We start from the raw sequence: 26,989 nt of genomic DNA, 5'->3' as shown, positions 1-26,989 counted from the left end.
ATATGAAAAGAATACTACTATTTTTCTCGCTTCTGTTGACTTCATTTATGGGATATTCCCAAAATAAAGGTATCAACTACCAGGCAGTTATCATTGATCCTAATCCGATTGAGATTCCCGGGAGAGACGTTTCTGCTCAGCCTTATGTGAATAAGGAAGTGTGGCTGAAATTCACGATATCTCAGGATGGGGTGACTCAGTATGAGGAAATCCAAAAAACCCAAACCGACAACTATGGCCTTGTTAACCTGACCATTGGTACCGGAATTAATACCGGTAAAGGCGGCACTTTTGCCTCGCTTAGCTGGGAAGGAAATACGAAAAATATTGTGACGAATGTCAGTTTTGATAAGGGATCAAAGTACGTTGAAGTGGGGAATCAAAAATTGAACCATGTCCCTTACTCGCTTTACTCTGAGACTGCTAATAAATTATCAGGAGTTTTACCTATCAGCTCTGGAGGTACTGGGGCAATAACTTCGACGGCAGCTCGTGCAAATTTAGGATTAGACAAAGTGGACAATACCTCTGATTTGAGCAAGCCGGTGTCTACGGCGACTTTGGCCATATTAGATACCAAAGAATCTCTCTCAAATAAATCAACTAATATCATCGCGGACTCAGCGTCCAGCGTGAAATATCCTTCTGTGAAGGCGATTAAGGACTATATTGATAGCCGAAATTCTGCTTCAGCAAACAGTGCGCGATTAGCGGACAAAGCAAAGTCATTAGAAACCCCGCGTACGATCAATGGTGTGCCGTTCGATGGTACAACAAACATCACAATACCGGTGGGAGTAACGCCACCCGATGCGAGTGCTACGGTGAAAGGTTTAGTGCAATTAGCGGGAGATTTAACAGGAAATGCAGGTGCGCCTACTATTGCGGCGGGTGCTGTGACTACTTCTAAAATTGCCGACGGCGCAATTATCGATGCTAAAATTGCAACTGTTTCAGGATCGAAAGTGACAGGAAATATTTCAGGAAATGCGGCTAATGTAACCGGAACAATCGCAGTTGCTAACGGCGGTACCGGAGCCACTACTGCGGCTGCAGCAAGAACCAATTTAGGCTTAGTGATAGGGACAGATGTGCAAGCACCTTTGACAGCTGGGACTGATTATCTTCGTCCAAACGGTAGTGCAGCTAATCTAACCAACTTCCCCACCTTCAATCAAAGTACTTCTGGGAATGCAGCAACGGCTACCAAGTTAGCTGTGCCTAAAAATATTAATGGCGTTCCATTCGACGGGTCTGCTGACATCACTATTGCAGCTGATGCGGCTTCTTTATCCGGAACAGTGGCTATAGCCAAGGGAGGAACTGGAGCAACGACGGCGGCAGATGCTAGAACAAATTTAGGTTTAGTGATCGGTACGGATGTGTTAGCCCAAAGAACTTTTGGCACTGCGGCGAATAGTGCAGCTACTGATTTTGTTGCAGCAACTGAAAAAGGCGCGAATAATGGAGTAGCCACATTAGGTGTGAACGGTAAGATACCATCTACACAAATCCCGGCGATTTCTTTCCAAAGCGTTTCTGTAGTCAATTCCGATGCGACCATGACCGCAATTCAAGGAGCACAAGTGGGAAGTATTGCCATTAGATCTGACCAAAATATTAACTACGTTCTAAGTGCTTTACCAGCTACGACTTTATCAAACTGGATTCAACTAGCTGCGTCTACCGACGTTTCTACTATCAACGGAATTGTGGGTCCTAGCGTGAATTTGACCACAAATGAAATCCCAGAAGGCAACACAAATAAGTACTACACAGATGCTCGAGTTCGTAACGCGCTTAGCGCAGTGGCCCCATTAAGTTTTAATGCATCTACGGGAGTTTTATCGATGACTGCTGCTTCAGCTACCTCAGCGGGATACTTGTCAGCCGCCGATTTCACGACTTTTAATAATAAGCAAACGGCTTTAACGGCGGGCGTAGATTATGCGACTCCGTCTGGAAATATTACCGGTAATGCCGCAAACGTAACGGGAATTGTTTCGATTGCCAATGGTGGTACGGGTACTTCTACGGCGACTGGTGCCCTTGTCGCATTAGGTGCAGAACCGACTGACAATAAGAGTAATAACATTCTTTTGGACGGAAATTCTACTACGAAATTCCCTTCGTTTAAGGCAATTAAGGACTATGTAGATCAACAAAGTGCGAATGCAGGAGTGGCAGATAATAGTATTACTTCCGCGAAAATCAATGGTACGCTGGCGGTTTTAAAAGGAGGAACAGGCGCTGCTAATCCGGCAGATGCCAGAACGAATTTAGGCTTAGTGATAGGCACCGATGTGATGGCTGCGAATTTCACCACAACCTTAACGGGCGACGTTGCAGGTTCCGGAAATGGATCTTTTGCAACGACCGTGAATTCCGTGGGTGGTGTGAGCGCTAGTGCGATAGCTGCATTGCCTACTAATGTGGCAGCGAATACGGCTAGTATCACAGCGAATGGAAATAGCATCGCAACATTGAACACGAATGTGGCAGCGAATACGGTGAGCATCACAGCGAGTGAAAATAGCATCGCAACGCTGAACACGAATGTGGCGGCTAATACGGCGAGTATTACAGCGAATGAAACGGCGATTGCAGCGAATACCACCTCTATCGCTACGAATGCAACTGCTATCACTTCCGAGGCAACGACAGCTCGAGCGGCTGAGTTAACATTGACGAATAGTGTGAATGCGAACACGGCGAGTATTACGGCAAACACAAATTCGATAGCGGCAAATACAGCGAGTATTACCGCGAACTCTACGGACATTGCTACAATTAATACGAATTTAGCTTTAAAGGCACCTCTAGCTTCACCGGCATTTACTGGAACTCCTACGGCGCCTACTCCGGCGACGAGTGATAATTCGACGAAAGTGGCTACGACAGAATACGTTAAGAATTCGATTGTTGCGGCAAATGCAGGATTAAGTTCTATTGGAGCTATTTCTGGAACTTCAAATGCGAGAGGTGCGACGATTAGCGGAACTACAGAATTGATTTTAACTCCGGCTGATGCTTCGAATGGCGGTATTGTGACGACTGGGGCACAGACATTTGCGGGAGCGAAGACGTTTACGAATACGACGATTTTTGGGACGGATATTAAGGTAAATGGAATGAATCTGGGTAGACCAGGAATGCCAACTTATACAGAAAATACAGCCGTTGGATTTGGAGTTTTAGCTAGCTATGCTCCTACCTCATGGCAATATACATATAACACGGGTGTAGGAAATAACGCACTTAGAAGCCTAACAAATGGAGGTAATAATACTGCTGTAGGAAATAACGCTCTGTATTATGCGCTAACATCTAGGTTCAATACTGCTGTAGGAGCAGATGCACTAGTTAATTCGACGGAAAGCAATAACGTGGGCATTGGAGCAAGTTCAGGTGTAAGATTGACAACAGGAAGAGATAACGTAATGGTTGGCCATCTTTCTGGATTTGGAATGACAACTGGTAGTAATAACACCATTGTGGGATCTCAAACCTATTCTCAGACTTCAGGAGCCATACAAATTGGACTTGGAATCACAACAGGAAGTAATAATACGATCATAGGATCGAAGATTTTTGGTCTTGCTCCTACTTTATCTAATAACGTAATTTTAGCTGATGGCGCAGGTAATATTCGTGCGCAACATGATGGAACAACGGGTTGGACTTTAGGAACAATTAGCTCGGGTATCTGGAGTGGTACTGCCATTAGTGCAGCTAAAGGGGGAACTGGATTAACTAGCCCTGGCGCTTCAGGAAATGTCTTAACTTCAGATGGAACAAATTGGGTTTCTTCTGCACTGCCTGTTAGTGGCGTTTCAACGCTAGCGTATTCAACAACAGCGGCTGCAAATGGTGGAACGATTAGTGGAACGACTTTAACATTAGCCGCGGCGAATGGAACGAATCCGGGTTTAGTATCGATAGGTGCGCAAACTTTTGGAGGCGCGAAGACCTTCAGCTCTGATGCGACAATTAGTGGAATTACGGTCGGTGTCGGTCCGGGATCACAAGCAAGTAATGCGGTATTAGGAAGAACAGCCATGACGAATAATACCACTGGTTTTAATACGGTAGCTGTTGGTTTCGAGGCATTAAAGGCGAATACATTTTCTAATTATAACACGGCGGTCGGTAGTACTGCCTTGAGCTCAAATAACAATGCAGATGCAAATACGGCGGTCGGATTTGCGGCATTAACGGCCTCTACAAATGGTGGCTATAATACGGCAGTCGGCTCGAATTCGTTAGCGGCGAATGTCAGTGGATCGTTAAATACAGGTTTGGGAAACACGGCCTTATATACCAATACATCAGGTAGTAATAATACTGCAGTAGGTAATAAAGCCCTTTTCTCTAATACAACTGGCTCTAATAACACCGCAATCGGCCATCAGGCGGATGTAGCAGCGTCAGCTTTAACGAATGCAACGGCCATAGGTAATGGGGCAGTTGTAAGCGCAAGTAATCGAATTCAGTTAGGTAATGCGAACGTGACGAGTGTGGTGACCAGTGGTACGATCAGTGCAACTGGATTTACGGGGCCGCTAACTGGCAATGCTAGTACAGCAACAGCCTTAGCAACCGGCCGCACCATCTCTACAACGGGGGATGTGACCTACACGAGTGGAGCGTTCGATGGAACATCCAATGTAACCGGATCTGCCACCCTCACTAATACTACGGTAACTGCAGGCACTTATGGCTCTTCCACTGCCATCCCTACTTTCACAGTAGACAGCAAAGGTCGATTAACCGCTGCAAGCACGGTAGGAATTACAGCCGGCGTTTCGACTTTAGCATATTCGACTACGGGAGCTTCAAATGGTGGAACCATCAGTGGAACGACCTTAACTTTAACCGCTGCAGATGCAAGTAATCCGGGATTAATTTCGACGGGAACGCAGACAATTGCGGGTGCGAAGACATTCAGTACTGATATCACGGCACCTAATTTTTTAGGAAATGCTACCACAGCAACGACTGCCGGAAATATTACAGCAACGTCTAATACTACTTTAACTTCCTTAGCTAATTTAGCGACGGTGGGAACGATTACTACAGGAACGTGGAGGGGAACTGAGATTGATATTGCCAAAGGTGGAACAGGCGCCACTAACGCCGCGGGAGCCAGAACAAATTTAGGCTTAGTGATAGGCACAGATGTAATGGCTGCGAACTATACTACGACCTTAACTGGTGATGTGACAGGAGCTGGAAACGGAAGTTTTGCTACTACCTTAGCCGCTTCAGGTGTTACTTCTGGAACTTACGGTTCATCTACTGCCATCCCGACATTTACCGTAGACAGCAAAGGGCGGTTAACTTATGCTGGAAACGTGGGAATTACGGCCGGCGTATCTACATTAGCGTATTCGACTACGGGATCTTCGAACGGAGGAACCATCAGCGGAACAACCTTAACATTAACTGCTGCAGATGCGAGTAATCCTGGTTTAGTTTCTACTGGTGCACAAACTATCGCTGGTGCAAAAACATTTAATAACGATATAACAGCGCCAAACTTTTTAGGAAATGCAACCACAGCAACAACTGCTGGTAATATAACTGCAACAACAAATACAACATTAACATCATTAACAAACTTAAATACGGTTGGTACAATTACGACAGGAACTTGGAGTGGGACCACTATTGCAGTTACAAAAGGGGGTACGGGTTTAACCTCTTTAACTTCTGGTCAAATTCCGTTTGGAAATGGAACTAGTGCATTAGGGGTATCGTCTAATTTATTTTGGGATAACACTAATACGAGATTAGGTGTAGGAACTAATACACCCACTGCTAAATTAGATGTTAATGGATCATTTAAAGCCGCTGGCTTGAGTTATCCTACTTCTGATGGTACAGCAGGACAATATTTAAAAACAGATGGATCTGGAAATATTGGATTTACTTCTTCATTATTAGCGCCATCTTATACCACAACGAATAGAGATGCAGGAACGTTCTCAAATGGAGCATTGATTTTCAATTCTACTTCAGGAAATATTCAAGCTTCTGTTCCTGATAATGCTACCGTTGTAACAAATTCTATAAGCAACAGTACTGGTGTGGCTACTTATGGTCAACCAACCTATTCTAGTGCAACTCAGCAAAATGTGTATGTTCAAACATTCACAACTGCATCAGCGGTTAATTTAACATCTATTTCATTAAACACTTATGTAAATAGTAGCCCAGCCACTGTTATTGTTAAAGTATTTAATGATAGTGATCCAAGTAATGGTTTGACGAATGAGGTAGCGTCGGTGTCTAAGGATATTAGTTCTACTTCAGATTCTAACATGGAAACATTTACATTGCCAAGTTCCTATTTAACTACCGCTAATGCAACGTATACCTTTGTTGTATATGGTATTAGTTCTACAAATATTATTTATGTAGGGACCTATGGCTCTAATAATTATTCAGGAGGCACTTATTATACTAGTCAAGCAAATACTTCTTATAATGCGAGTTCAAATTTATCTTCGATTGGTTTAATGAACTTCTCTGGTAATGATTTAAAATTCAATGTGAATTATTCTACGGGAGCAAGTGCAAGTAAGTGGATTGATTTATTAAACACGGTAAATTTAACAAGCAACGTTACAGGAGCGCTTCCAGTTGCAAATGGTGGAACAGGCGCCACTACCGCCGCAGCTGCCAGAACGAATTTAGGCTTGGGAACATTAGCTACTAATTCAAGTATCTCTAATGCAGATGTTGCATCCGGTGCTGCGATTGCTTTCTCTAAATTGAATATCACAAAAGCAGACATCACAGGCTTAGGCGTACAAGATGGATTAACGGCTGGTTCAGGTATCTCGATTTCGTCTGGCACAATTTCTGCAACAGGCTTAACCACTGTTAACCTAAGTTCAACAGCAGGAATTACGAATGCTCAATTAGCGAACAGCTCAATAACTTTAGGGTCGACTACGATGACCTTGGGTAGTACGGTTACTTCGGTAGCAGGATTGACTTCAGTTACGTCTACAGGATTCACTGGGGCGCTAACAGGTAATGCAAGTACCGCTACTAAATTAGCTGCGACTAAAAACATCAATGGAGTAGCATTCGATGGTAGTGCGGACATTACGATTGCGGCTAATGCAAATACATTAACGGGAACAACTTTAGCTAGTAATGTGGTCAACTCTAGTTTAACTAGTGTGGGGACAATTACCACAGGTGTTTGGAGTGGTACGACTATCAGTATCGCTAAAGGAGGAACTGGGGCAACGACGAAGGCTGCAGGATTTGATGCCTTATCTCCGATGACGACTTCTGGTGATATCATTTATGGAGGCGCAAGTGGAACAGGGACTAGACTCGGAGTAGGTACAAATGGACAGGTGCTAACATTAGCAAGTGGTGTTCCTTCTTGGGCTTCTCCAACGGGAATCACCGCACTTGCAGCCATTGGAAGTTCTGCAAATGCGAATGGGGCAAGTATCTCAGGTTCAACACTCAATTTAGAACCTGCCAGCGCCAATTTCGGTGGAATAGTAACAACAGGAACACAAACTTTTGCAGGAGCTAAAACATTTAATTTAGACTTAAAAGTAAATGATTTGACTGTTGGTAAAGGTGCTGCTAACAATACAACACTTTTGGGGTTTGAAGCAGGAGCAGCTTTAACGAGTTCAGGTACCAATAATGTGGCTGTAGGTTATCAAGCATTAAAATCAAACACCGACGGAACCAATAACGTAGCAGTCGGAAATATTGCTGCAACTACGTTGACATCAGGAACGGGTAATATCGCAATCGGTTCGCAAGCTATGAGATATACAACGACAGGTAGTTCAAATAATGCTATTGGTTATGGGGCATTAGGCGCAGTTACCACAGCAAGCAGCAACATTGGAATTGGTGGTAGTAGTGGCTCACGTTTAACAACAGGTGGAAATAACATACATATTGGTGGTTCAGCTGGTATGTATATCGGAGCAGATTATACTTCGGGTAATACAACAGGGAATTACAGTATTATGATTGGAACCCAAACAAGACCGGCGGCGGACGGTGAGACAAATCAAATAGTTATAGCGGGTGGAGGTTCTGGAATTTTAACTACAGGACTAGGGTCAAATTCAACTTTGATTGGTACATCTGCTACTACAAGAGCGGTCATTTATGGGTCAACTAGTTTGTCAAACTTTCCTGCAACAGCTGCTTCGGGTAATGGAAGAGACTTTACCTTAGAAGCTCAAGATGGTTTCACAACGGGTAATACGAATGGGGGAAATATTATTTTAACACCTGGTGCGGCAAATGGAACGGGTACAGCAGGTTTGGTTCGTATCTCAAGTCAAATTGAAATTGATGGAGGATCTCCAGGTGCAGGAAAAGTCCTAACATCTGATGCTGCGGGTATAGCTAGTTGGACTTATGGAGGAGGTACAACTTCAACCAAAACTGGGGCATATACTATCTTGCTTACTGATAAATATGTTTTCTATGGTAGTACGGCATCTGCTGCAGCTACGTTTACACTTCCTGCGGCAACGGGTAATGATGGTAAAGAAATTATTATTAAAAATAAAAGTGCATTTACATTAACAATTCAAAGATCTGGCTCAGAAACAATATTCCAGGAAACTAGTACTGGAAATAATGCAGCTACCTCAATAACGCTGGGAATTGAATCTGCAAATAACTGGGTTAAATTAGTTTCCGATGGTACTCAATGGGTGGCATTCAGAGGCTTATTCTAAAACAATAACGAACAAAATAAACACAACATAAAATGAAAAAAGTATTAATGCTTGCTGGGGCTTTGGCCTTATTCTCTTTCGCCGCTGATAAATTCATCTCGATGCGCATCGCGGAACCCACGGTGAATTACCACTGGAATAATTTGAACTCGATCAAAGCGATCGCAGACCAAAGCAACTTGCCACACTCTCAGGTGAAATTCATCATTTCATCGATCGACAGTTTGCAAAAAGACATGGCGCGCACCGCACGTTTAGATAGCGTAGTGGCGGCACCGGCACCAGTAGCGGCACCAACCAAGAAAAAGTAATATGCGTTCAAGGTTTCTGGGTCTGTTTTTCCTGCTGTTCACGACTGGACTGTATGCCCAAACGGGTATAGGGACGACTGCGCCTATAAATAAGTTCGAAGTAGTTACCACTACGGCAGATCCTGCCTCTTCCGGATCTTTGGCTAATGGAAACCTACGGCTAGGAGCCACAAGTACGAATGTGCATGTGCTAGACTTTGGCCTTAGCTCTACCTCTACTTATTCTTGGTTACAGGCAAGATCAAGATCCGCTTACGGGACGACCTATAATTTGATCTTAAATCCAATAGGAGGGAATGTGGGAATAGGAACGACTAACCCTACCGCTAAGCTGAATTTAGTGGGCGGAGGAATTCGAATTTTTACTGGATTTAGCAATAACAGTACGGCTAGACCAGCACTTAACACGTCCACTATTGGCAATTATGAGATTAGAGGTACGGGAGGCGGCGGAGGCGCTACACAAGCGGATGGTGCAGATGATGGGTTTTTACGACTTTCTGCAGGAGGGGGTTCTAGCGCTGGCACGCAATCATCTATTGATTTATCGGGTTATTCTAATGTGGCAGACATGTTGAATAATATTGTCATGCGCACGGCGGGTACAGAGAGATTGCGCATTGATAATGTAGGTAATGTGGGGATAGGAACTTCGGCCCCTACTGTGCGTTTGCAAGTTTCGGGAGATATCATCGCGAATTCTATTGCGGGTTCTTCGGATGCCAGGTTTAAGACAAATGTTACTCCTATTGTTAACCCTTTGCAAAAAGTATTGGCTTTGCGTGGGGTAAATTTTGATTGGAAGACTACTGAGTTTCCAGCTCGCAGCTTTAGCGAAAATCGTTCATTAGGTTTCATCGCTCAAGAAGTAGAGAAAGTGCTTCCAGAAGTTGTCCAAACAGAGAAGAATGCTGAAGGCTATAAGTCTGTTCAATACGATAAAATCGTTGCCCTTTTAGTGGAGGCGATAAAAGATCAACAAAAGCAGATTGATAGTTTGAAAGCAGAGTTGAAAAAACAACGTAAAAAGAGGAAATGAAAAATGGGTTCCTGTTTATATTGTTAGTTTTCACGGGTGTGATAAAAGGACAGACCTCTACAAATAGTGCGGGGTCAGGAATTTTTACGAACGCAGGAATTTGGACGAGTCCCAGTAACTTAACCGGGACAGCGAATATTTTAGATGGACATACAGTGACCATACCAACAGGAAACAATGTCTATGCAAATAAAATTACGTTTACTGGAACGGGTAAATTGGTATTATCTAGCTCTACTAGTAAATGGATTCCTTCCACCAGCCTAAATGCAAGCCCACCCAGCGAATCTTTAAACTTGCAAGCGAATTGGTCGGCTTCGACTAGGTATTTAAACGATGCATTCGGAGTAACTCATTATACACCTTGGATTGATTCAGGTCAAGGCTGGTCTGCCAGTACTGCTAATAGTTTGACAGATTACTTGCAATACGACCTACAAAGCATTCGGTGGGTACAAGGAATTGTGACTCAAGGACGCGCGAATACTGATCAATGGGTCACTAGTGCCAAGGTGGAAACGAGCCCTGACAATACTAATTGGGTGACAGTATTTTCAAACGTTGCTCTTAATTCAGATAGAAGTACGAAAGTGTATAATAATTTTCCTAAAGTTATGTTTGCAAGGTATGTTCGAGTTACTCCTATTGGCGTATTGAATTTTGCATCTATGCGTTTAGGGGTTTTAATGCGTGAGCAAGTTTTTAAATCCTGTAAAGAAATTTTAGCGGCAAATTCGAGTGCAGTTTCAGGATTATATACCATTGATCCTGATGGTATAACTGGATCTCAACCCAGTACCACTTGCCAGTGTGACATGACGACGGATGGTGGCGGTTGGACGCTCGTCTTAAATTATTTACATGCAGGAAATACGAACCCAGCCCTAGTAGTTAAGACGAACTCGCTACCGATAATAGGATCCACCTCTTTAGGGACAGATGAGTCTGGATCTAGTACTACTTGGGGGCACGCATCATCGAGTTATTTGAATAGTTTTACTTTTACCGAATTGCGTTTCTATGGAAAAACATCCTTTCATAATCGGGTTATAAATTTCAAAACTTCCCATGCGAATACCATTAGCTATTTTAAGACCGGAACAGGTAGTATGTCTGGTATTGCTTCTAGTTATACTGCATTAACTGGGCATACGGCGTATTTGCCTAATTCTACCGCTCATTATTTTACCGACCAAGGAAATAGTTCAATGACTGAGTTTCCATTTTGGTTGATTGGAACATATCACTGGGGTATTAAAGGAGGAGGTAGTAGATGGGAAGTAGATGATTTTCCGGGGAATTTTGCATATAATACCTACCATCAAATTTGGATTAGATAAAAATGAAAAAAATAGTCTTCTTCTTGTTGATTTCTTTTGGTGCGTTTTCCCAAACAGGTATCGGGACGACTTCACCTGTGAACAAACTGGAGGTGGTGACTACTGCCGCAGACCCAGCTACTTCGGGAACTGCGGCCAACGGGAACTTACGATTAGGACCTAGTTCGGGATCTCACATTTTAGACTTTGGCCTAAGTTCTACCTCTACTTATTCCTGGTTACAGGCAAGATCAAGATCAAATTACGCCACCTTATATGATTTAGCCTTTAACCCGATCGGCGGAAAGGTAGGAATAGGAACTTCTGCTCCATCTTCCACTTTAACGGTGGGGAACGCGGCGGGAACGATTGGGGGTGAAATTCTTTTAAATCCTACTACTACTCAATACGAAGGTGGACAAATAGTATTTAAAAGATCATTGATTGGGAGCACGGTAGATTGGACCATTGATCAATATGGTTCTTCATCTGCGAATGCTAGATTTAGAATATTTAATGGGGCAAGTGAAACAAATGGGATTTCTATTCTAGAGAATGGGAAAATTGGAATAGGTTTGCCAGACCCATTAACACTTTTACATCTTCAAAATAGTAATAGTATGGGCACAGGGGATCCTGGAAACAATGTTTTGCCAAGTATTTATATCTACAATTCAAATACAGCGTCTAACACCGCTCATTCCATTTTAACTTTACGAACGAATGGAAGTGGAGGAGGTAACCCCTATTTATCTTTTGATATAAATGGAGTCAGGGGATATTCGGTGGGGATCGATAATGCAGATGGGGATAAATTAAAGTTTCATACAAACTGGAGTCTAAATAATGTAAATACGCCAGCCCTTACACTTACTTCTGATGGCAAATTTGGAATAGGGACATCTTCGCCCGGTAGAAGTTTGCAAGTGCAATCATCTGATAATACATCGGTTTACCTAGAAAGTACGACGAGTGATAATAATGGGTTGGTAATTCTTAATGCCAATACAGATCAAAACTGGACTTTTAACTATCATGAGTTTATGTATTTTCAAAAACAAGGAAATAACATAGGTTCAATCATAGCTGCAAACAATGGTTCTGGAGTTAGTTTTAATACTTCTTCAGATTATCGTTTAAAAACGGATTTGAGAAATTACAGTGGAATTGACCTTGTAAACAAAATTAGAACGTACGATTTTTCTTGGAAAGCGAATAACTCTCGAATGCATGGCGTAATGGCGCATGAACTGCAAGAGATTTTACCTTATGCGGTTAGTGGATTAAAAGATGCCATAGATGAGAATGGCAAAATGGTCCCCCAAGGAGTGGATTATGGTAAAATCACCCCCGTTTTAGTCAAGGCAATTCAAGAGCAGGATAAAAAAATCAACCAATTAAAAAAAGAGAAAGAAGCTCTAGAGAAAACACTATTGATGATCCAGCGCCGTTTATTAAAACTTGAAAAGAAGAAATGAAAAGACTAATTGTCCTTTTCTTATTGATTACGTTTTATGGCCAGGCCCAAACCGGCATTGGGACCACCACGCCTAATGCTTCGGCGAAGCTAGACGTGACTGCCACCGATCGCGGCTTTTTGCCTCCTCGTGTTGCACTTACAGCAGCTAATGTCTTCACTCCTATCACAGGGACATCGTCTGCTGCTGCGGGCTTGTTAATTTATAATACCGCCACCGCTGGAACGGTCCCAAATAACGTGGTGCCTGGTTATTATTTTTGGAATGGGACAGCTTGGATTCAAATCTCGAATGGCTTAATAGTAGATGCTAGTAAAACCTCCAGCTTTTCAATAGTTGCAGCCGATAATAACAAATTGTTTTTAATCAATTCTTCGACTTCCGTGACAGTAACAGTGCCATCTGGTTTGCCTATAGGCTTTGCCTGCCAATTTATACAAACTGGGGCAGGAGCAGTAATTCTGTTAGGGGGTTCCGGTGTCACATTGAACTCAGCTAATGGTTTAACGAGTCGCGCCGCAAATAGTGCCGTAGGCTTGGTGATGAGTTCTTCTACATTAGGCTATGTTTTTGGAGATACCATTAACTAATGAAAAAGGTTCTGGCTCTATTTTGTGTTTTATGTTCCTTTTCTCTGCAAGCGCAATTGATGGTGAATAACCTTGCACTGCGCAAGCCAGTCGTACCCAATACCTATAATTTTACGTACAAGGGAGAGATGCAAATCTTTATCGTTCCTAACCGCGTGACTTCGATTCAGGTGAATGCGATAGGGGCCAAAGGCGGGACAGGTGCTCGTGGACAAGCAGGCGGAGCTGGCGCAAACATTACCACAACCTTAAATGTAACCCCAGGCCAAACATTATACATCGTAGTGGGCGGATTTCCAGGTCAATCGGCGACAGCTGCCTACGGGTTTGGTGGAAATGGTGGTTCAGGAACGTACTATGGAGGTGCCGGGGGAGGATTATCGGGGGTATTCACTAGCTCCTCTCCAGCTGTAGCGAATGCACTAATTGTTGCCGGTGGAGGCGGTGGTGGTTCGGGAAATGCGACAGGTACAAATTTTACAGGAGGGAATGCCGGAAATAACATAACGGGGAGCTCGAGTAATGGAAAAGAAGAAAACCCTGCACCTTATGTTGTAAATGGCCGATCTCAATTTGGCTATGCAGCCACTAATTCAGCCGCTGGCTTAGGAGGAGAACCCTTTGATGTTCAACCAGGAACGAGAGGTGGAAATGGTAGCGATATTAGCGGTGGTGTAGGTGGAACTACTGGAGGGGTGAGTACATGGAATGGCGGTGGCGGAGGAGGTGCTGGTTTTTATGGTGGTGGTGCCGGTGCCGGTGGTGGTGCGGCTTGTGGTGGAGGCGCTGGTGGTGCCACCAAATCATCAACCAATTTAAACTCATACGGGCCAATGAATAATACGGGTAATGGATCCGTTTCGATTACTTGTTTTTCAAATTCAGGATTGGTGTTGCATTTGGATGCAGGAAATCCGGCAAGTTACCCTGGCTCTGGAACAACATGGAATGATTTGTCGGGCAATGGCTCGCATGTAACTTTAACATCCACAACATATAATGCAGCTAGCGGTGGTTCCATTGCATTTAATGGAACATCTAGCTATGCTGATTTTAATGCCAATATTGGGAATACCAATGTAGTTACTGTGGACATGTGGGTGAGAACGAATTCAATTGCAAATGGCATGTATTTTGGCTTTAATATATACGACGCTTTAGTCATTGACGGTAGTATTGGATTTAATACGGCAAATAGTGATCAGTATGGAATGACAAGTTCAAAAGTAAGAGAACTAGGAATTGAAGGAGCCTGGAGGCATTTGGTTTTTGTGATGTATTCCGGATCAAAGACAAACAACAAAATATATGTGAATGGCGAAAGTCAAGCATTAACGCAAATACTTAACTCGTTTAATTCAACTAACGCAACATTTAATTCTGGTGCCGGAAGAATTTCCAGCTGGCGATTTGGTTTAACTTGGTTAATGAATTTAAATGTAGCTAGTTTTAAAATATATAATCGAGAATTAAGTGCACAAGAAATCACCAATAACTACCGCGCATATCAGTCAAAGTATTATGCTGAGGGCGATGGATTAAGTCCGGCCACAGCCTCATCAAGCGCTTATCAAATTAAGCAAGATTATCCGAGTTCAACGGATGGTTTTTATTGGATAAGAAATGCCAACATCAACGGTGGCAACCCCGTGAAGATTTATGCAGATATGACCACAGAAGGAGGTGGTTGGACCTTGATTCTCAAGAACTCTTCCAACTCGGTTTGGACCTATGCAAACTCAATCAATTATAATAACAATATACCTTTCATATCTACGGCAGAAGTAACAAGTACATCTACTGCCAGCTATTCGATTATTGCTTGGGCAGATTTCATCAAGCGAAGTTCGACAGGATTTCAATACATGATAGACGCAGGATCGAGGCGAAGTTTTGGAGGTATTTGGACGGCAAATGGCAATTATAGTTTTGTAAAAACAGACAATAGCCAAACAGACGTTACAATTAATACTAAATTTGGTAACTGGAATTACAACACAGCAAACAATGGTATTTCACAAAGAATGCCATGGTATAGTAATACAACAGGTTCCGGAACAGGTTACATCACTTTGTCAAGTGGTACTGGTAACTGGTGGGGTACCATGGTATCAAACAATCAATACTATTCACCATCACCTTGGCTTTCAGATGCTTCTGGTGGTACTTCTACGAATCAAAACCCCGGTATCATTTGGTATTGGGTTCGTTAAATTTGTAAAATGAAAAAGGCACTATTTTTCTTCTTGTTTTCAGTGCAAGTATATGCCCAAACCGGCATCGGTACCACCACGCCCCATTCCTCGGCTAAATTAGAGGTCAATTCAACGAATAAAGGATTTTTACCTCCACGTGTTACCTTAACGAGTGTTTCGGATGCTTCTACTATTGCCTCTCCAGCTGAGGGATTGTTAGTCTATAATCTAGGTTCTGTGGGATTGCAGGCGGGTTATTACTATTGGAATGGGGCTAGTTGGGCTACCATTGCAACAGCCAGTTTAGCCGGTGATAATGTCCAATCAACGAGTCTCTTCAAGCTATATCAAGAGGCGTATTCAACCGCTTCAAATAAAGCGCCGAGTTCGGGAGGTTTCAGTTTTACAGTTCCTGTCTCGGGTAGATATGAGTTTAATTTTAATTGTACTGCTTGGACCTCAAATGGCTCAAAGGTTTTATTAACATTCAATATCAGACAAGGGACGACAGTTTTAGGATCAGATTATCATGAATCTACCAGTAGTAATGTATGGGTAGAATATGAAGGAAGAGTAGAAGTAAATTTAAGTGCAGGAACTACCTACAATGCACAGGTAGTAACCACTAATGGCAATCGAGACACCAGAGATTGGGATAAAATTGTCTACAAACTAGTGGCTGGAAACCTTCCTATAAACCAACACATTGCCTCAACCAATATTCAGTTGAATAACAATTTCTTATCCAATGATGGGGGCAATGAAGGGATTCGAATCGATAACAGTGGAAATGTGGGAATTGGCACAAGCACACCTGCTGCCCAATTAGATGTCAATGGTACTACCAATACAAATTTTTTAAACTCCCCCAATATAACGGCAACACCTTCCATTACTGTCCGTAATGGAGATGCGGCTTTGGCATTTAATGATAATGCACAAATAAAAATGGGCTGGGCAGGAAGTGCTGCCGGAACCAGTCAGTATGCCCAATTCATTCACACGCGTCATAATGCAGGACCTACTGAAAATGCTATTGATTTTTATTTGTCTAATGGCACCGCAAACAATACCATTACGAACGGTTCTACGAAAGCCATGTCCATTACGAGTCCCGGGAATATTGAGATACCTGGGAAAATTAATTTAGCAGATCCGACGGGCAATGTTTCGACTAAAGTAGCCGCATTTGTCGATGCTGGCACCTTTGTTACCCTTGATAATCTTAAGGCAACCGTAACAACTTCTGGTCAACGTGGATTGAGTTTAGCCACTGTATCAGGTACTGTAAATTTATATGTTCAAGGAGTTTATACAAATCATGCAGGTACCGCTAACACAAGTTATACGAATGGACCAGTTAATTATACAACTACTCCAAGTGGTTCAGCGTTTGGTTGGAGTTTTTTAGACGCCGGTAATACAATCATTTATCATTTAACAGATGCTACTAATAGCCGAATGTATCGGGTGACTTTAATAATCATGCCAAGTTATATTAAGAATTTTATCTCCATCGAGCGGCTATTATAATATTTGTTAAATTTGCCTTATGAAGACATCCCTGTCCACCCTCATCGCCATCTTAGCCAGTATGCTTTACCTCGCTGTCTATTTCATCCCAGACATGGGAGGATCAGACGTGATGGGCGCGCAGTGGTTGTATGCCAGTAGTTTGAGTTTAGTATTAGTGGGCTATATAGCGATTCGGTATTCTACATACGCGGAGGCCATCAGCCAAGTTTATACATACAAGTTTACGCTGGTCTTTTCTTTGCTACTTTTTTGGGCAATCGGCTCCTATTTTTATGCGATAAATCCGACGGAAACGCTGGTGACTTTGGCCAGATTAATCACCACCTATTTCGTCTTTATTAATCTATCCATCCTGTTTTATCAGCAGGACCGCGCGGTTCTATTTACGGGGATTGCCTATGGAATTACGGCGTATTTATTTTTCGATTCCATTTATGTGTTGAAAACCTTCTCCGCAAATCTGCGCACGATGGATTTAGATGCAGCTATTTTAGGTTTAAATAAATACCACGGGAACAAGAACGTGACGGCGGCTAGTTTGCTTATCATGATTCCCTTTGCGATGTATGTAATTATGTCTGCCAAATGGCTAGGCAGAATCGCCGGCATTATCACCCTTTCCATGGGGGTATTTGCGCTCTTTTTAATGAACACGCGTTCGACGTATGTTGGCTTCGCGTTGATTACGGTGTTGTTTTTTGTGGGACTTATTTGGCAAAATAAATCACAGATAAAACCTGCGCTTTTATTCTTCTTACTCCCAGCGGTTCTGGCGATTTTTGCCGCAAACACACGCTTGCAATTAGCGGTGGCTGGGCAGGAAAATGCAGGGGGATACGGAACGGTGACTAAGCGTTTAGGCCAAATAACCGAAGGAAGTGACCGCCTTCACCTATGGGGAACCGCGATTGATTACTCACTGAAAAATCCTATTCTAGGTGCGGGCTACGGCAACTGGAAATTAGCTTCTATTCCCTACGAAAGGGAGCTCGCAAATGAGCTTTTTGTCCCTTACCATGCGCACAACGATTTCATTGAAATGTTTGCGGACTTAGGTCTACTAGGAGGGCTTTGTTTCGCCGGTATGTTCGTGCTATTATTGTATTATACTTTTCAATTTTTACGCACAAAATGCGGCGATCCCTTGATGGTCATCATCGCCTTTTTAGCGGTGACCTGCTACGGCGTGGATGCGCTATTGAACTTCCCAGCGGAGCGGACGGCGATGCAGTCGATGTTGTCGCTTGCAGCTGCTTTGGTGTTGATTCCATTGGATAAATCGGCACGAAGTTTTACGGCGATGCCGGTGGTGTATTTACTCTTAGGGATCGTTCTTTTAACACCTTCTATTTATGTCGCGAACGAAACGTTCGAGTCCTTGAAGATCCAAAAATTCGTGATGGGCGAAGTGAATTCAGACCCTAAGATGGCGACTATCGATGTAGAAAAGCTTCCGGACATGCCAAATCTTTCTTCGTCTACCTTACCGATGAAGGCGATGATGGCACGGTACTATATCCGCGACAAGCGTTTTGACGATGCACTTAGAGTACTGAAAGAAAGCGAAAACGATAATCCTTTCTTGCATTATAACGACTTCTTGCGGACCTCCATTTATGCGTCTTTGAATAAAATGGACTCCGCTCATTTCTATGCGAAACGCGCATTCAATGCTTGGCCGCGCGCTTCCAGTTATTACAAGAATATGATTTTTACTTCGGCAAAATTGAAGGATACAAACGAGATTAAGCGGGCACTCCAGGTTTCTTTAGATGCAAAAAATGACATCGCAATTACCTGGAATCAATACCTATTAGGGATGTTCGAGGTGAAAAGGGGTACCGATAAAGCGCTGTTAGAAACGCTGAATCAGACCTTGAAAAAGTTTCCAGCTGACACGGCTATCTTGAATCCTACGCGCGTTATGTTGATGGGAGGAAATAGTTCTTTACAGAGTTTAACTGCAAAAGGGAATGCTCTTTTCGTTCAAGGGAAATATACTCAAGCGGCTCAGGCCTACATAGAAATGTCTAAACTCGATACGGGAAATTTCACTCACTTAGAGAATGCGGGAATCTGCTTTTATGCTGGGAAACGTTTCGCAGAAAGTTTGATCTATTTTGCCAAATCCGAACAACACCCCGGAAATAACACCGGCAAATCTGCGTACTTTGGAGGTATGTCTCAATTATCACTGGGCAAAAAACCAGAGGCTTGTGCTAGTTTTCAGCGCGCTCAACTAAAATCTTATCCTGATGCGGCTGCGGCGATCGCACAAAATTGTAAATAAAAAAAGATGAAGAAATTACTACTAGGTTTTCTATTAATAAGCGGTACATTATTAGGCCAAGAGAGCGAAAAGTCATTCGGCATGTTAGGCGGTGTGACCGACTTGTGGACTGTTGATCGTTCCACGAATAGAAACGAATTCAGATCGCTTACGAACTTGGGTTTTCAATATTCCTTACGCAAATCAACTAAATGGGATTTAGCCTTCACTGGCTTAACCGGGTTTAAAGGGGGGGATAAATGGGACAGTAAATTTTTAACTGGTTCTGCCGCTTTGCGCTCCTTTGTATTAAACGCAAACAAAAAGCACAGGGTCAATCCCTTTTACCAAATAGGTGCGGAAGGAATGATTCGCAAGGACGTGGGTTTCCAGGGATATGCTTATGAATTACATGCCTTGGGAGGTATCGGTATTGATGTACCCGTGTATCAAAACTTCTCCCTATTAGCTCAAACTAATTTGTCGATTCCTATGGTTCAGATCAATGAATCGGAATTCAATATTGCCAAAACAAGGGGTCTAAATACTACCGTTTCGGTAGGCGTGGTCTACCACTTTAACTACCTAGGACCTAAAAAGAAAGCGGCGAAAGAAGCAGCGATCGCCAAGCGCAAGGCTTTTGTTCGTGATTCCGTAAACACTGTTCGAGAAAAGGTGCAAGCGGAAGAAAATGTACGTTTGGCTAAAATCGCAGCTGAAAAGAAAATCCAAGATGATCTGAAAGCGAAAGAGGAAGCAATTCTAAAAGCAAAAGCAGATGCGGAGGCAGCTATCGCAAAGGCGAAGGCGGAGGCAGAAGCAGAAATCTTAAAGTTAAAGGCTGAGGCGCAAGCTCTTGTACAGAAGCAAGAAGAGGAAAAAGCTGCAGCAGCTCCGGTAGTCAAGGCGAGAAAGAAGCTGCCTTTAGAGGAACAAATTAAAAAGGAGAAAGAGGCTATTCCAATGGAAGCTGCACCTATCCTAAAAGAGAATACGGCTCCTGCACCCGCGGAGAAACCGAAGGCTCAGGCACCTGCACCAGTGGAGAAACCTGTAGTAACAGAAGTTGCAGCTCCTAAGGAGAAGGTAAAAAAACCGGTCGTTATTTCTGATGACGCTTTCTCTGAGACCATCATACTTTACATCAGTAATAGTGGCCAATTAATGCCTGAAACGAAGGGGAAATTAAACCGCATAATTTCGAACATGAAGGCGAGACCTGAAGTTAAAATTAAGGTCGAAGGTCATTCGGATAATGAAGGTACGTTCCGCAATAACTTGAAAGTTTCCCGCATTCGTGCGATGAAAGTTTTGCGTTATTTATACCGTTATGGAATACCTGAAAAAAGAATTATTGCGATTGCTCATGGCGAAACTAGACCTGCCGCAACCAATAAAACGCCGGAGGGAAGAAAGCTAAATCGAAGAGTAGAAATCAGTTTAGTAAAATAAAGAAAAAGGGGGCCACGAAAACGGCTCCCTTTTTTATGAAGTTGTTCTATATTTTAATTTCCGAACAACATCCTAAAATGGTTTTGGCCTAATCTATCTAATTTCGATAATCATAGCGAGAGCTCTAATGAGGCTCTTTTACGAAAATTGAAATTATGAGAAAATTAGTGTTAGGCTTTTTACTGATAACTACGTCCGTATTAGGTCAAGAAATGGATAAATCCATCGCCATTCTCGGAGGACCGACGAACATGTGGACGAAAAATCGATTGACGACGAAAGACGAATACAATTCATTTAACCACTTGGGGCTTCAGTTTACCCGCCAAAAATCAGCTAATCTAGCCATCACGGTAACCACATTGGCCTCATTTCAAGGGGATTATTTAGAACCTGGGATTTGGAACAATAAGCATATTACTTTAGGCGGGAATCTTCGCTATTTTATTTTACCTAAAACGACATCTTCGACTTGGAATCCTTTCGTGCACGTTGGGGCGGATGCCTCAGCACGTCGTGATGTAGGATTCCCAGGCAATGCGTATGAATTAAATGCGGCTGGAGGTTTAGGCATAGATATTCGTTTAAGTTCAAAGTTCTCTTTAATCGCTCAAACGAATTTAGCCGTTCCGATGGCGCAGTCCACAGAGGCGGGCTTTAAAATAGGATCCGTTCGAGGGACAAATAACAGCACCTCTTTTGGCATTGTATATCACTTAGGAGATAAGGCAGGTAAGAAAAAAGAAGAAGAGAAGGCCAAAGCGCTGGAAGAAGATGCTAGATTAAAAGCAGCCGCTAAAGCGAAAGAAGAAGCTGTAGCAAAAGCAGCTGCTGAGGCAAAGGCAGCGGCAGAAGCGGCCGAAAAGGCAGCAACCCAGGCGGCGGCACAGGTGGCAGCGGATGCAGCGGCAGCAAAACTACAACAGGAAAAAGCGGCGGCCGAAGCAGCTGTAGTTGCAGCGAACGAATTAGCTCAGGCAAAGCAAAAAGCGGAACAGTATACGATTAGCTCTCAAACCATCATTCTGTATTTAACCAATAAGTGGGAATTAGTAGCGGAGTCCATCAAAAAGTTACAGCCGATGCTTTCTATTTTAACAGAACATCCCGAGCTGAAGATTCAAATCGATGGACATTCGGATAATTTTGGCACGGCTGAAAACAATCAATTGGTTTCAAAATACCGCGCAGAAGGGGTTATGGATTACTTTAAAAAGCAAGGGATAAAATCGAATCGCTTAAAGCTTAAAGCCTACGGTGAAAATAAGCCTGCCGCCTCGAATCAAACCAAAGCGGGAATGGCTTTAAATCGACGTGTGGAAATAAGAGTAATTAAATAATTTCTTTCTAAATTTATAACCTATCTGATAGCTTATTTAGAAAGAATACTATGATTGAATCTTATTTTGCAACCATCCCTAGCCTACATCGTGCACTGATATTAGCCGGCGGAATTACCCTTTTTTGGATAATTGAAACGGGGATTCCCTTAGTAAAATTTGGGTATAAAAAAGGGTCTCACGCCCTATTGAATCTCTTTTTTACCTTCACCACCATCGCCATTAATTTCCCTTTTGCGGTACTTTTGGTGGCAGCTAGCGACTGGACGGCGAAGGCTCATTTTGGGATTTTACACTGGGTTGAATTACCTAGCTGGGCCTTTTTAATTGTGGGCTTATTGCTGATGGATCTGGTAGGAGCCTATTTAGTCCATTGGATAGAGCACAAAGTGAAGGTACTTTGGAAATTCCACATGGTCCATCATGCAGACACACAGGTGGATACGACTACGGCGAATCGCCACCATCCAGGCGAAAGTGTGATACGCGCAGTCTTCGCTATTTTAGCAATCTTAGTTTGTGGCGCACCTATGTGGATTGTGTTTTTGTACCAAAGCCTCAGCGTCGTTCTTTCCCAGTTCAATCATGCGAACATCCGCTTGCCACTTTGGCTAGACAACGCTTTGTCTTATGTCATTATCTCCCCTAACATGCACAAGGTTCACCACCATTTTGAGCGCCCGCAGACGGACTCGAATTATGGAAATATTTTTGCTTTTTGGGATCGCCTTTTTGGCACTTTTGACGCTACTCCGATGGAGAAAATCAAATATGGTTTAGACGTTTTAGAAAACGATAAAGACCAGTCCTTTGCTTACCAACTAAACCTTCCATTTAACCGGAACATCAAAACTGACGAATGAAAAAATTAATACTATTATTCTTGCTGCCACTTTCCTTAGTGGCCCAAGTGCTATCTCCTGTGGTTCAGCCTATGGCAGATTTTGACATGAAAAAATTAGAGGGAGTAGACGCTTTATTGAAGTCTTATGTGGAGAAAAACCACCTTGTGGGGGCAGTTACTTTGGTAGTAAAGAACAATCAATTAGTTCATTACAAAGGTCACGGCTACGCGGATTTGGCTTCGAAGAAACCGATGCCCGCAGACGCGATTTTCCGTATCATGTCTCAGACGAAAGCGCTTACAAGCCTAGGTATTTTGCAACTTTTTGAGCAAGGTAAAATTCGGTTAGATCAACCTCTATCTGACTTTATTCCTACCTTCAAATCTCCACGGGTCTTGAAGGATTTCAACGCTTCCGACTCTTCGTTTAGCTCAGAACCAGCCAAGCGTGAAATTACAATTCGTGATCTATTGACTCATTCATCGGGCATCGATTACGCCGGAATCGGTTCGGATAAAATGAAGGCGATCTATGCCAAAGCCGGCATCCCGTCTGGCCTAGGCGACAATGGGACCACCTTACTTCAAGCAATCACTAAATTAGGAACCTTGCCTCTGATTCATAATCCAGGTGAGAAATTCACTTACGGTTTGAATACGGACGTTTTAGGATGTTTAATAGAGGTAATCAGTGGAGAAACTTTAGAAGCCTATTTAACGAAAAACGTTTTCATCCCATTAGGCATGAAAGATACCTATTTTAACTTGCCAGCTGAAAAAGGATCTCGCTTGCCTACGGTTTACACAGAGAACGAGAAGAATCAAATCATCACTTGGTCACCCACTTTCCGCGGCATAAACCCGGACTACCCTTTGTTTAAGAAGACGTTCTTTTCTGGCGGAGCCGGACTTTCCTCCACCGCATTTGACTATGCGATCTTTCTACAATGCATCTTAAATGGAGGCAAATACAACGGAAAACAAATCATTGGCCGACGTACAGCTGAATTGATGGTAAGCCCTAACTTCCCTATGGGCGATGATTCCTATGGTTTAGGATTTATGTTAGCCGGCGAAAAATCGGCTAATCGCAAGATGCGAAACAAGGGATCATTCTCTTGGGGCGGCTATTATGGCACGACTTATTGGGCAGACCCGAAAGAAAAAATGATCGTCTTGATCATGTCACAACACACGCCTAATTCACATGGCGATTACCAAGAAAAGGTAGAAAACATTATCTACGGAGCCTTGAAATAGATTGAAGAGCCTAGATTTATCCTCTGGGCTTTCATCTTTTGATCGATTCAGGGTTGTTTCAAGGCAATCCTTGTTGAAAAGTAATCTCTGTGGTTAAACCCATCGCGCTAAAGCGGAATGCCATGGTACGCGCGGTAGACGGGCTCTCTATTTTCTCACAATGAGGCCCTTTTTCTAAGTAGTATATATAATACTCCTGATTCCGATCCGCCAATTGTTGTATATCGGGTTTTCCTAGGATGTCTTCCAAATCATTAGAGCTCACCCCCTTCCAGGTCATTTTATGAGTTTTCAACCAGTCTATTTGTTTCTCTCTTGTCCCGGCGCAGCTTCCGCGATCATTTTTAAAAGCTTCCACATCAAACCCTGTTAAATCTGGTTGATTCGTGCATGATACGGAAATGAAAAGCAATAAGGCAAGTGTCGCGAAAATTCTCATGCGTTAAATTTAAGGAATTGTCGGTAAATTGCGACATAAATTCAAAGCCGTGCACGTATTAATATCTCCCGATAAGTTCAAAGGTTCGCTGAGTGCCTCACAAGTTTGTGATGCCTTAGAAAAGGGGATTAAAAAACGTCGTCCTAAAACCACATTAACCAAAATGCCCCTCGCTGATGGTGGCGAAGGAACCCTAGAGGTCATTCAACAATTACATGGCGGAACCTGGATTACAGTAGACACATTTGATCCACTGATGCATCCCATTCAGGCCGAATATTTATATTTAGCTGACCAAAAAACTGCCTACATCGAAATGGCTCGCGCCTCAGGTCTTGCTTTATTAAGCACAAAGGAGCGAAACCCATTAAAAACGACTACTTTCGGAACCGGGGTTTTAATAGCGGATGCCCTCTCACGTGGCGCCACTCAAATCATTTTGACGATTGGTGGCTCCGCAACCAATGATGCTGGGATCGGGATGGCAGCAGCTTTAGGATGGAAATTTTTAAACCGTGACGGGAATGAATTAACCCCAACAGGCGAAAGTTTGATTCAAATTGCTTCCATTGCACCTGTAGATTTAGCACCTTGCGCCTTCACCGTTGTCACAGATGTGGAGAATCCACTCGCTGGACCTTCAGGCGCAGCCCATGTTTTCGCTGCGCAGAAAGGAGCATCTCCCGCAGTAATTAAACAATTAGATAAAGGTCTAAATAATATCGCTACAATCTTCGGATCTATTGCTTCTGAAGCAGGGGCTGGCGCTGCTGGCGGACTCGGAGCCGGTGCTCGCTACTTTCTAAATGCTAAAATCGTTTCAGGATCCGGCTGGGTAATGGACAAAGTCCACTTTAACCGCGCTTTATTGAAAGCAGATTTTATCATTACTGGCGAAGGTAAGATTGATTCCTCGACCTGGGGAGGCAAGGTAGTTTCCGAAGTGGTGAAACGTTGTGACAAAGTATTCAAGCAAACAATACTTGTCTCGGGTGCATTCGAAAGCTCACCGCATTTCCCCATTTTCTTAGACGATAACGAAGTCTTCACAATCTCATCCCGAGCAAAAGATCTAGAAGATTCAGTAGCTAATGCTGCTGACATTTTAGAGCAATTGGGGGAGGAGATTGCGTTGAAGTATTTGAATTAGGGCCTTCTTCTACTTTCAGAAATATATTTTTTTCTGATTATTGAAAAGTATATCATTGGCCCAATTAATGGTAAATAAATCAGCAGAAAATACAGATTTAACCTTGTCTTTTTGGGTAAATTAACCCTTCTCCCTATGTCGATATAAGTTAAAATACTCGTCAAAATTGTTATTGATAAGACTATCGAAATGATTAGAGTTTCCATGATCATTAATTTTAGTAAGCTGAACTAAGAACTACACAAGCGGCACTTTTTGATGCCCAGCAGGAAGCCCAGCCTAATATTGGGATTTCACAAACAAAATTGGAAAATCCATCAGCTGAAATTGCATCTGAGACACACTTATAACATTCTGAAAAGGAAATATTTTGGTCTCCATTTTTATCACATAATGAATAGATTCCACCATTTACTATTTGTGTTTGGTTTGTTGTATTTACCTGTTTAGCGGAAATTTTTAACTCTGGATAATTGTATTTTGCTTGTAGTTCTTTAGATAACCCCTTTGAATTCCAAGCTTTAATGTGATTGTTTTCTACCGTAATTATGGAATGGATGTATAAATCATAATTTAGATCCACCATTTTGATTTCGCCACTTTGTGTTTTAAGATTGTATTTTCGGTAATCTACTAAGTTTATAGCATAATCATCTTGGTGCGGAAGCTTATTTGCGGGTAATTTAATGGCCTCCAAAGTAGCTATAGTATACCCATTTTTGGTTATAGGTATTAGTATTACTATGGCAGAATCTGTTTCACTAATCGCGAGTTTTGTACTAATTGATTGATCGTATTCTATTATTCCATAAGAGTTTAAATATATTTGGTTACGAAGAATAGTTGATGAACCCATTACTTGTTTTGCATCATATGATACTTCTTTTGATGGAAGAATAGGCTCATTTTTTGTGCACCCTAGTGAAACACATAAGAGGATCAATCCGCTATAAATAAGATTATTCATTCTGCTCGTAATTTTAAAAAATGCGTTTTTCATTGCCTTAAATTTTAAATTTTGTATCC

General features: G+C 42.7%; 16 protein-coding genes. 14 read left to right on the top strand and 2 right to left on the bottom strand.

Features of this window, described 5'->3' with window-relative positions:
* Window positions 1–2 precede the first annotated feature (2 nt).
* The 13 genes from ACILP5_RS06420 (at window position 3) to ACILP5_RS06360 (ending at window position 24,374) form a co-directional block, all read left to right on the top strand.
* The gene (locus ACILP5_RS06420) at window positions 3–8,741 is read left to right on the top strand and encodes a hypothetical protein (RefSeq protein WP_395617829.1); all 8,739 of its coding nucleotides are present in this window, start codon (window positions 3–5) and stop codon (window positions 8,739–8,741) included.
* A 32-nt stretch (window positions 8,742–8,773) separates the two neighbouring features.
* A complete protein-coding gene (locus ACILP5_RS06415) occupies window positions 8,774–9,052 on the top strand; it encodes a hypothetical protein (protein WP_395617828.1) in 279 nt (92 codons plus the stop codon).
* 1 nt (window position 9,053) lies between these two features.
* Complete coding sequence (locus ACILP5_RS06410) at window positions 9,054–10,091, top strand: tail fiber domain-containing protein (protein ID WP_395617827.1); 1,038 nt, start codon at window positions 9,054–9,056, stop codon at window positions 10,089–10,091.
* Window positions 10,088–11,431, top strand: a complete 1,344-nt coding sequence (locus tag ACILP5_RS06405) for a discoidin domain-containing protein (protein ID WP_395617826.1) — start codon at window positions 10,088–10,090, stop codon at window positions 11,429–11,431. Before ACILP5_RS06410 ends, ACILP5_RS06405 begins: the two co-directional genes overlap by 4 nt.
* A 2-nt stretch (window positions 11,432–11,433) precedes the next feature.
* Window positions 11,434–12,888: a tail fiber domain-containing protein gene (locus ACILP5_RS06400; RefSeq protein WP_395617825.1), complete on the top strand. Its 1,455-nt coding sequence runs from the start codon at window positions 11,434–11,436 to the stop codon at window positions 12,886–12,888.
* Window positions 12,885–13,478, top strand: a complete 594-nt coding sequence (locus tag ACILP5_RS06395) for a hypothetical protein (protein WP_395617824.1) — start codon at window positions 12,885–12,887, stop codon at window positions 13,476–13,478. Before ACILP5_RS06400 ends, ACILP5_RS06395 begins: the two co-directional genes overlap by 4 nt.
* Window positions 13,478–15,691: a fibrinogen-like YCDxxxxGGGW domain-containing protein gene (locus ACILP5_RS06390; protein ID WP_395617823.1), complete on the top strand. Its 2,214-nt coding sequence runs from the start codon at window positions 13,478–13,480 to the stop codon at window positions 15,689–15,691. The genes ACILP5_RS06395 and ACILP5_RS06390 overlap by 1 nt, the downstream gene beginning before the upstream one ends.
* Before the next feature lie 9 nt (window positions 15,692–15,700).
* On the top strand, window positions 15,701–17,206 hold the full coding sequence (locus tag ACILP5_RS06385; RefSeq protein ID WP_395617822.1) for a hypothetical protein: 1,506 nt from the start codon (window positions 15,701–15,703) through the stop codon (window positions 17,204–17,206).
* Window positions 17,207–17,225: 19 nt separating this feature from the next.
* Complete coding sequence (locus tag ACILP5_RS06380; RefSeq protein ID WP_395617821.1) at window positions 17,226–19,499, top strand: O-antigen ligase family protein; 2,274 nt, start codon at window positions 17,226–17,228, stop codon at window positions 19,497–19,499.
* A gap of 6 nt (window positions 19,500–19,505) precedes the next feature.
* The gene (locus ACILP5_RS06375) at window positions 19,506–20,930 is read left to right on the top strand and encodes an OmpA family protein (protein ID WP_395617820.1); all 1,425 of its coding nucleotides are present in this window, start codon (window positions 19,506–19,508) and stop codon (window positions 20,928–20,930) included.
* Between the two features lie 155 nt (window positions 20,931–21,085).
* Window positions 21,086–22,270: an OmpA family protein gene (locus ACILP5_RS06370; protein ID WP_395617819.1), complete on the top strand. Its 1,185-nt coding sequence runs from the start codon at window positions 21,086–21,088 to the stop codon at window positions 22,268–22,270.
* 50 nt (window positions 22,271–22,320) lie between these two features.
* A complete protein-coding gene (locus tag ACILP5_RS06365) occupies window positions 22,321–23,133 on the top strand; it encodes a sterol desaturase family protein (protein ID WP_395617818.1) in 813 nt (270 codons plus the stop codon).
* Entirely contained in the window at window positions 23,130–24,374 is a 1,245-nt protein-coding gene (locus tag ACILP5_RS06360; protein WP_395617817.1) for a serine hydrolase domain-containing protein, read from the top strand. Before ACILP5_RS06365 ends, ACILP5_RS06360 begins: the two co-directional genes overlap by 4 nt.
* A gap of 58 nt (window positions 24,375–24,432) precedes the next feature.
* Here ACILP5_RS06360 and ACILP5_RS06355 read toward each other — a convergent pair whose 3' ends face one another.
* The gene (locus tag ACILP5_RS06355; protein ID WP_395617816.1) at window positions 24,433–24,813 is read right to left on the bottom strand and encodes a hypothetical protein; all 381 of its coding nucleotides are present in this window, start codon (window positions 24,811–24,813) and stop codon (window positions 24,433–24,435) included.
* A 49-nt stretch (window positions 24,814–24,862) separates the two neighbouring features.
* On the opposite strand from ACILP5_RS06355, the gene ACILP5_RS06350 reads away from it, so the two are divergent.
* Window positions 24,863–25,963 carry a glycerate kinase gene (locus ACILP5_RS06350; RefSeq protein ID WP_395617815.1) on the top strand — a complete coding sequence of 367 codons (1,101 nt, stop codon included), beginning with the start codon at window positions 24,863–24,865 and terminating at the stop codon, window positions 25,961–25,963.
* A gap of 217 nt (window positions 25,964–26,180) precedes the next feature.
* Here the strand turns inward: ACILP5_RS06350 and ACILP5_RS06345 are convergent, their stop codons facing one another.
* Window positions 26,181–26,963: a hypothetical protein gene (locus ACILP5_RS06345; RefSeq protein ID WP_395617814.1), complete on the bottom strand. Its 783-nt coding sequence runs from the start codon at window positions 26,961–26,963 to the stop codon at window positions 26,181–26,183.
* Window positions 26,964–26,989: the final 26 nt, after the last annotated feature.

It is taken from the genome of Aquirufa sp. (assembly GCF_044239315.1).
In the GTDB taxonomy this organism is placed as follows: Bacteria; Bacteroidota; Bacteroidia; order Cytophagales; family Spirosomataceae; genus Aquirufa.
The sequence above is the reverse complement of the archived record's forward strand: the minus strand, read 5'-3'. Positions and strand labels throughout refer to the sequence as shown.

Coding starts and splice junctions, on each gene's coding strand:
- ACILP5_RS06370 (WP_395617819.1), top strand. CDS start 21,086: ATGAGAAAATTAGTGTTAGGCTTTTTACTGATAACTACGTCCGTATTA.
- ACILP5_RS06365 (WP_395617818.1), top strand. CDS start 22,321: ATGATTGAATCTTATTTTGCAACCATCCCTAGCCTACATCGTGCACTG.
- ACILP5_RS06415 (WP_395617828.1), top strand. CDS start 8,774: ATGAAAAAAGTATTAATGCTTGCTGGGGCTTTGGCCTTATTCTCTTTC.
- ACILP5_RS06375 (WP_395617820.1), top strand. CDS start 19,506: ATGAAGAAATTACTACTAGGTTTTCTATTAATAAGCGGTACATTATTA.
- ACILP5_RS06385 (WP_395617822.1), top strand. CDS start 15,701: ATGAAAAAGGCACTATTTTTCTTCTTGTTTTCAGTGCAAGTATATGCC.
- ACILP5_RS06405 (WP_395617826.1), top strand. CDS start 10,088: ATGAAAAATGGGTTCCTGTTTATATTGTTAGTTTTCACGGGTGTGATA.
- ACILP5_RS06410 (WP_395617827.1), top strand. CDS start 9,054: ATGCGTTCAAGGTTTCTGGGTCTGTTTTTCCTGCTGTTCACGACTGGA.
- ACILP5_RS06395 (WP_395617824.1), top strand. CDS start 12,885: ATGAAAAGACTAATTGTCCTTTTCTTATTGATTACGTTTTATGGCCAG.
- ACILP5_RS06360 (WP_395617817.1), top strand. CDS start 23,130: ATGAAAAAATTAATACTATTATTCTTGCTGCCACTTTCCTTAGTGGCC.
- ACILP5_RS06345 (WP_395617814.1), bottom strand. CDS start 26,963: ATGAAAAACGCATTTTTTAAAATTACGAGCAGAATGAATAATCTTATT.
- ACILP5_RS06355 (WP_395617816.1), bottom strand. CDS start 24,813: ATGAGAATTTTCGCGACACTTGCCTTATTGCTTTTCATTTCCGTATCA.
- ACILP5_RS06390 (WP_395617823.1), top strand. CDS start 13,478: ATGAAAAAGGTTCTGGCTCTATTTTGTGTTTTATGTTCCTTTTCTCTG.
- ACILP5_RS06400 (WP_395617825.1), top strand. CDS start 11,434: ATGAAAAAAATAGTCTTCTTCTTGTTGATTTCTTTTGGTGCGTTTTCC.
- ACILP5_RS06380 (WP_395617821.1), top strand. CDS start 17,226: ATGAAGACATCCCTGTCCACCCTCATCGCCATCTTAGCCAGTATGCTT.
- ACILP5_RS06420 (WP_395617829.1), top strand. CDS start 3: ATGAAAAGAATACTACTATTTTTCTCGCTTCTGTTGACTTCATTTATG.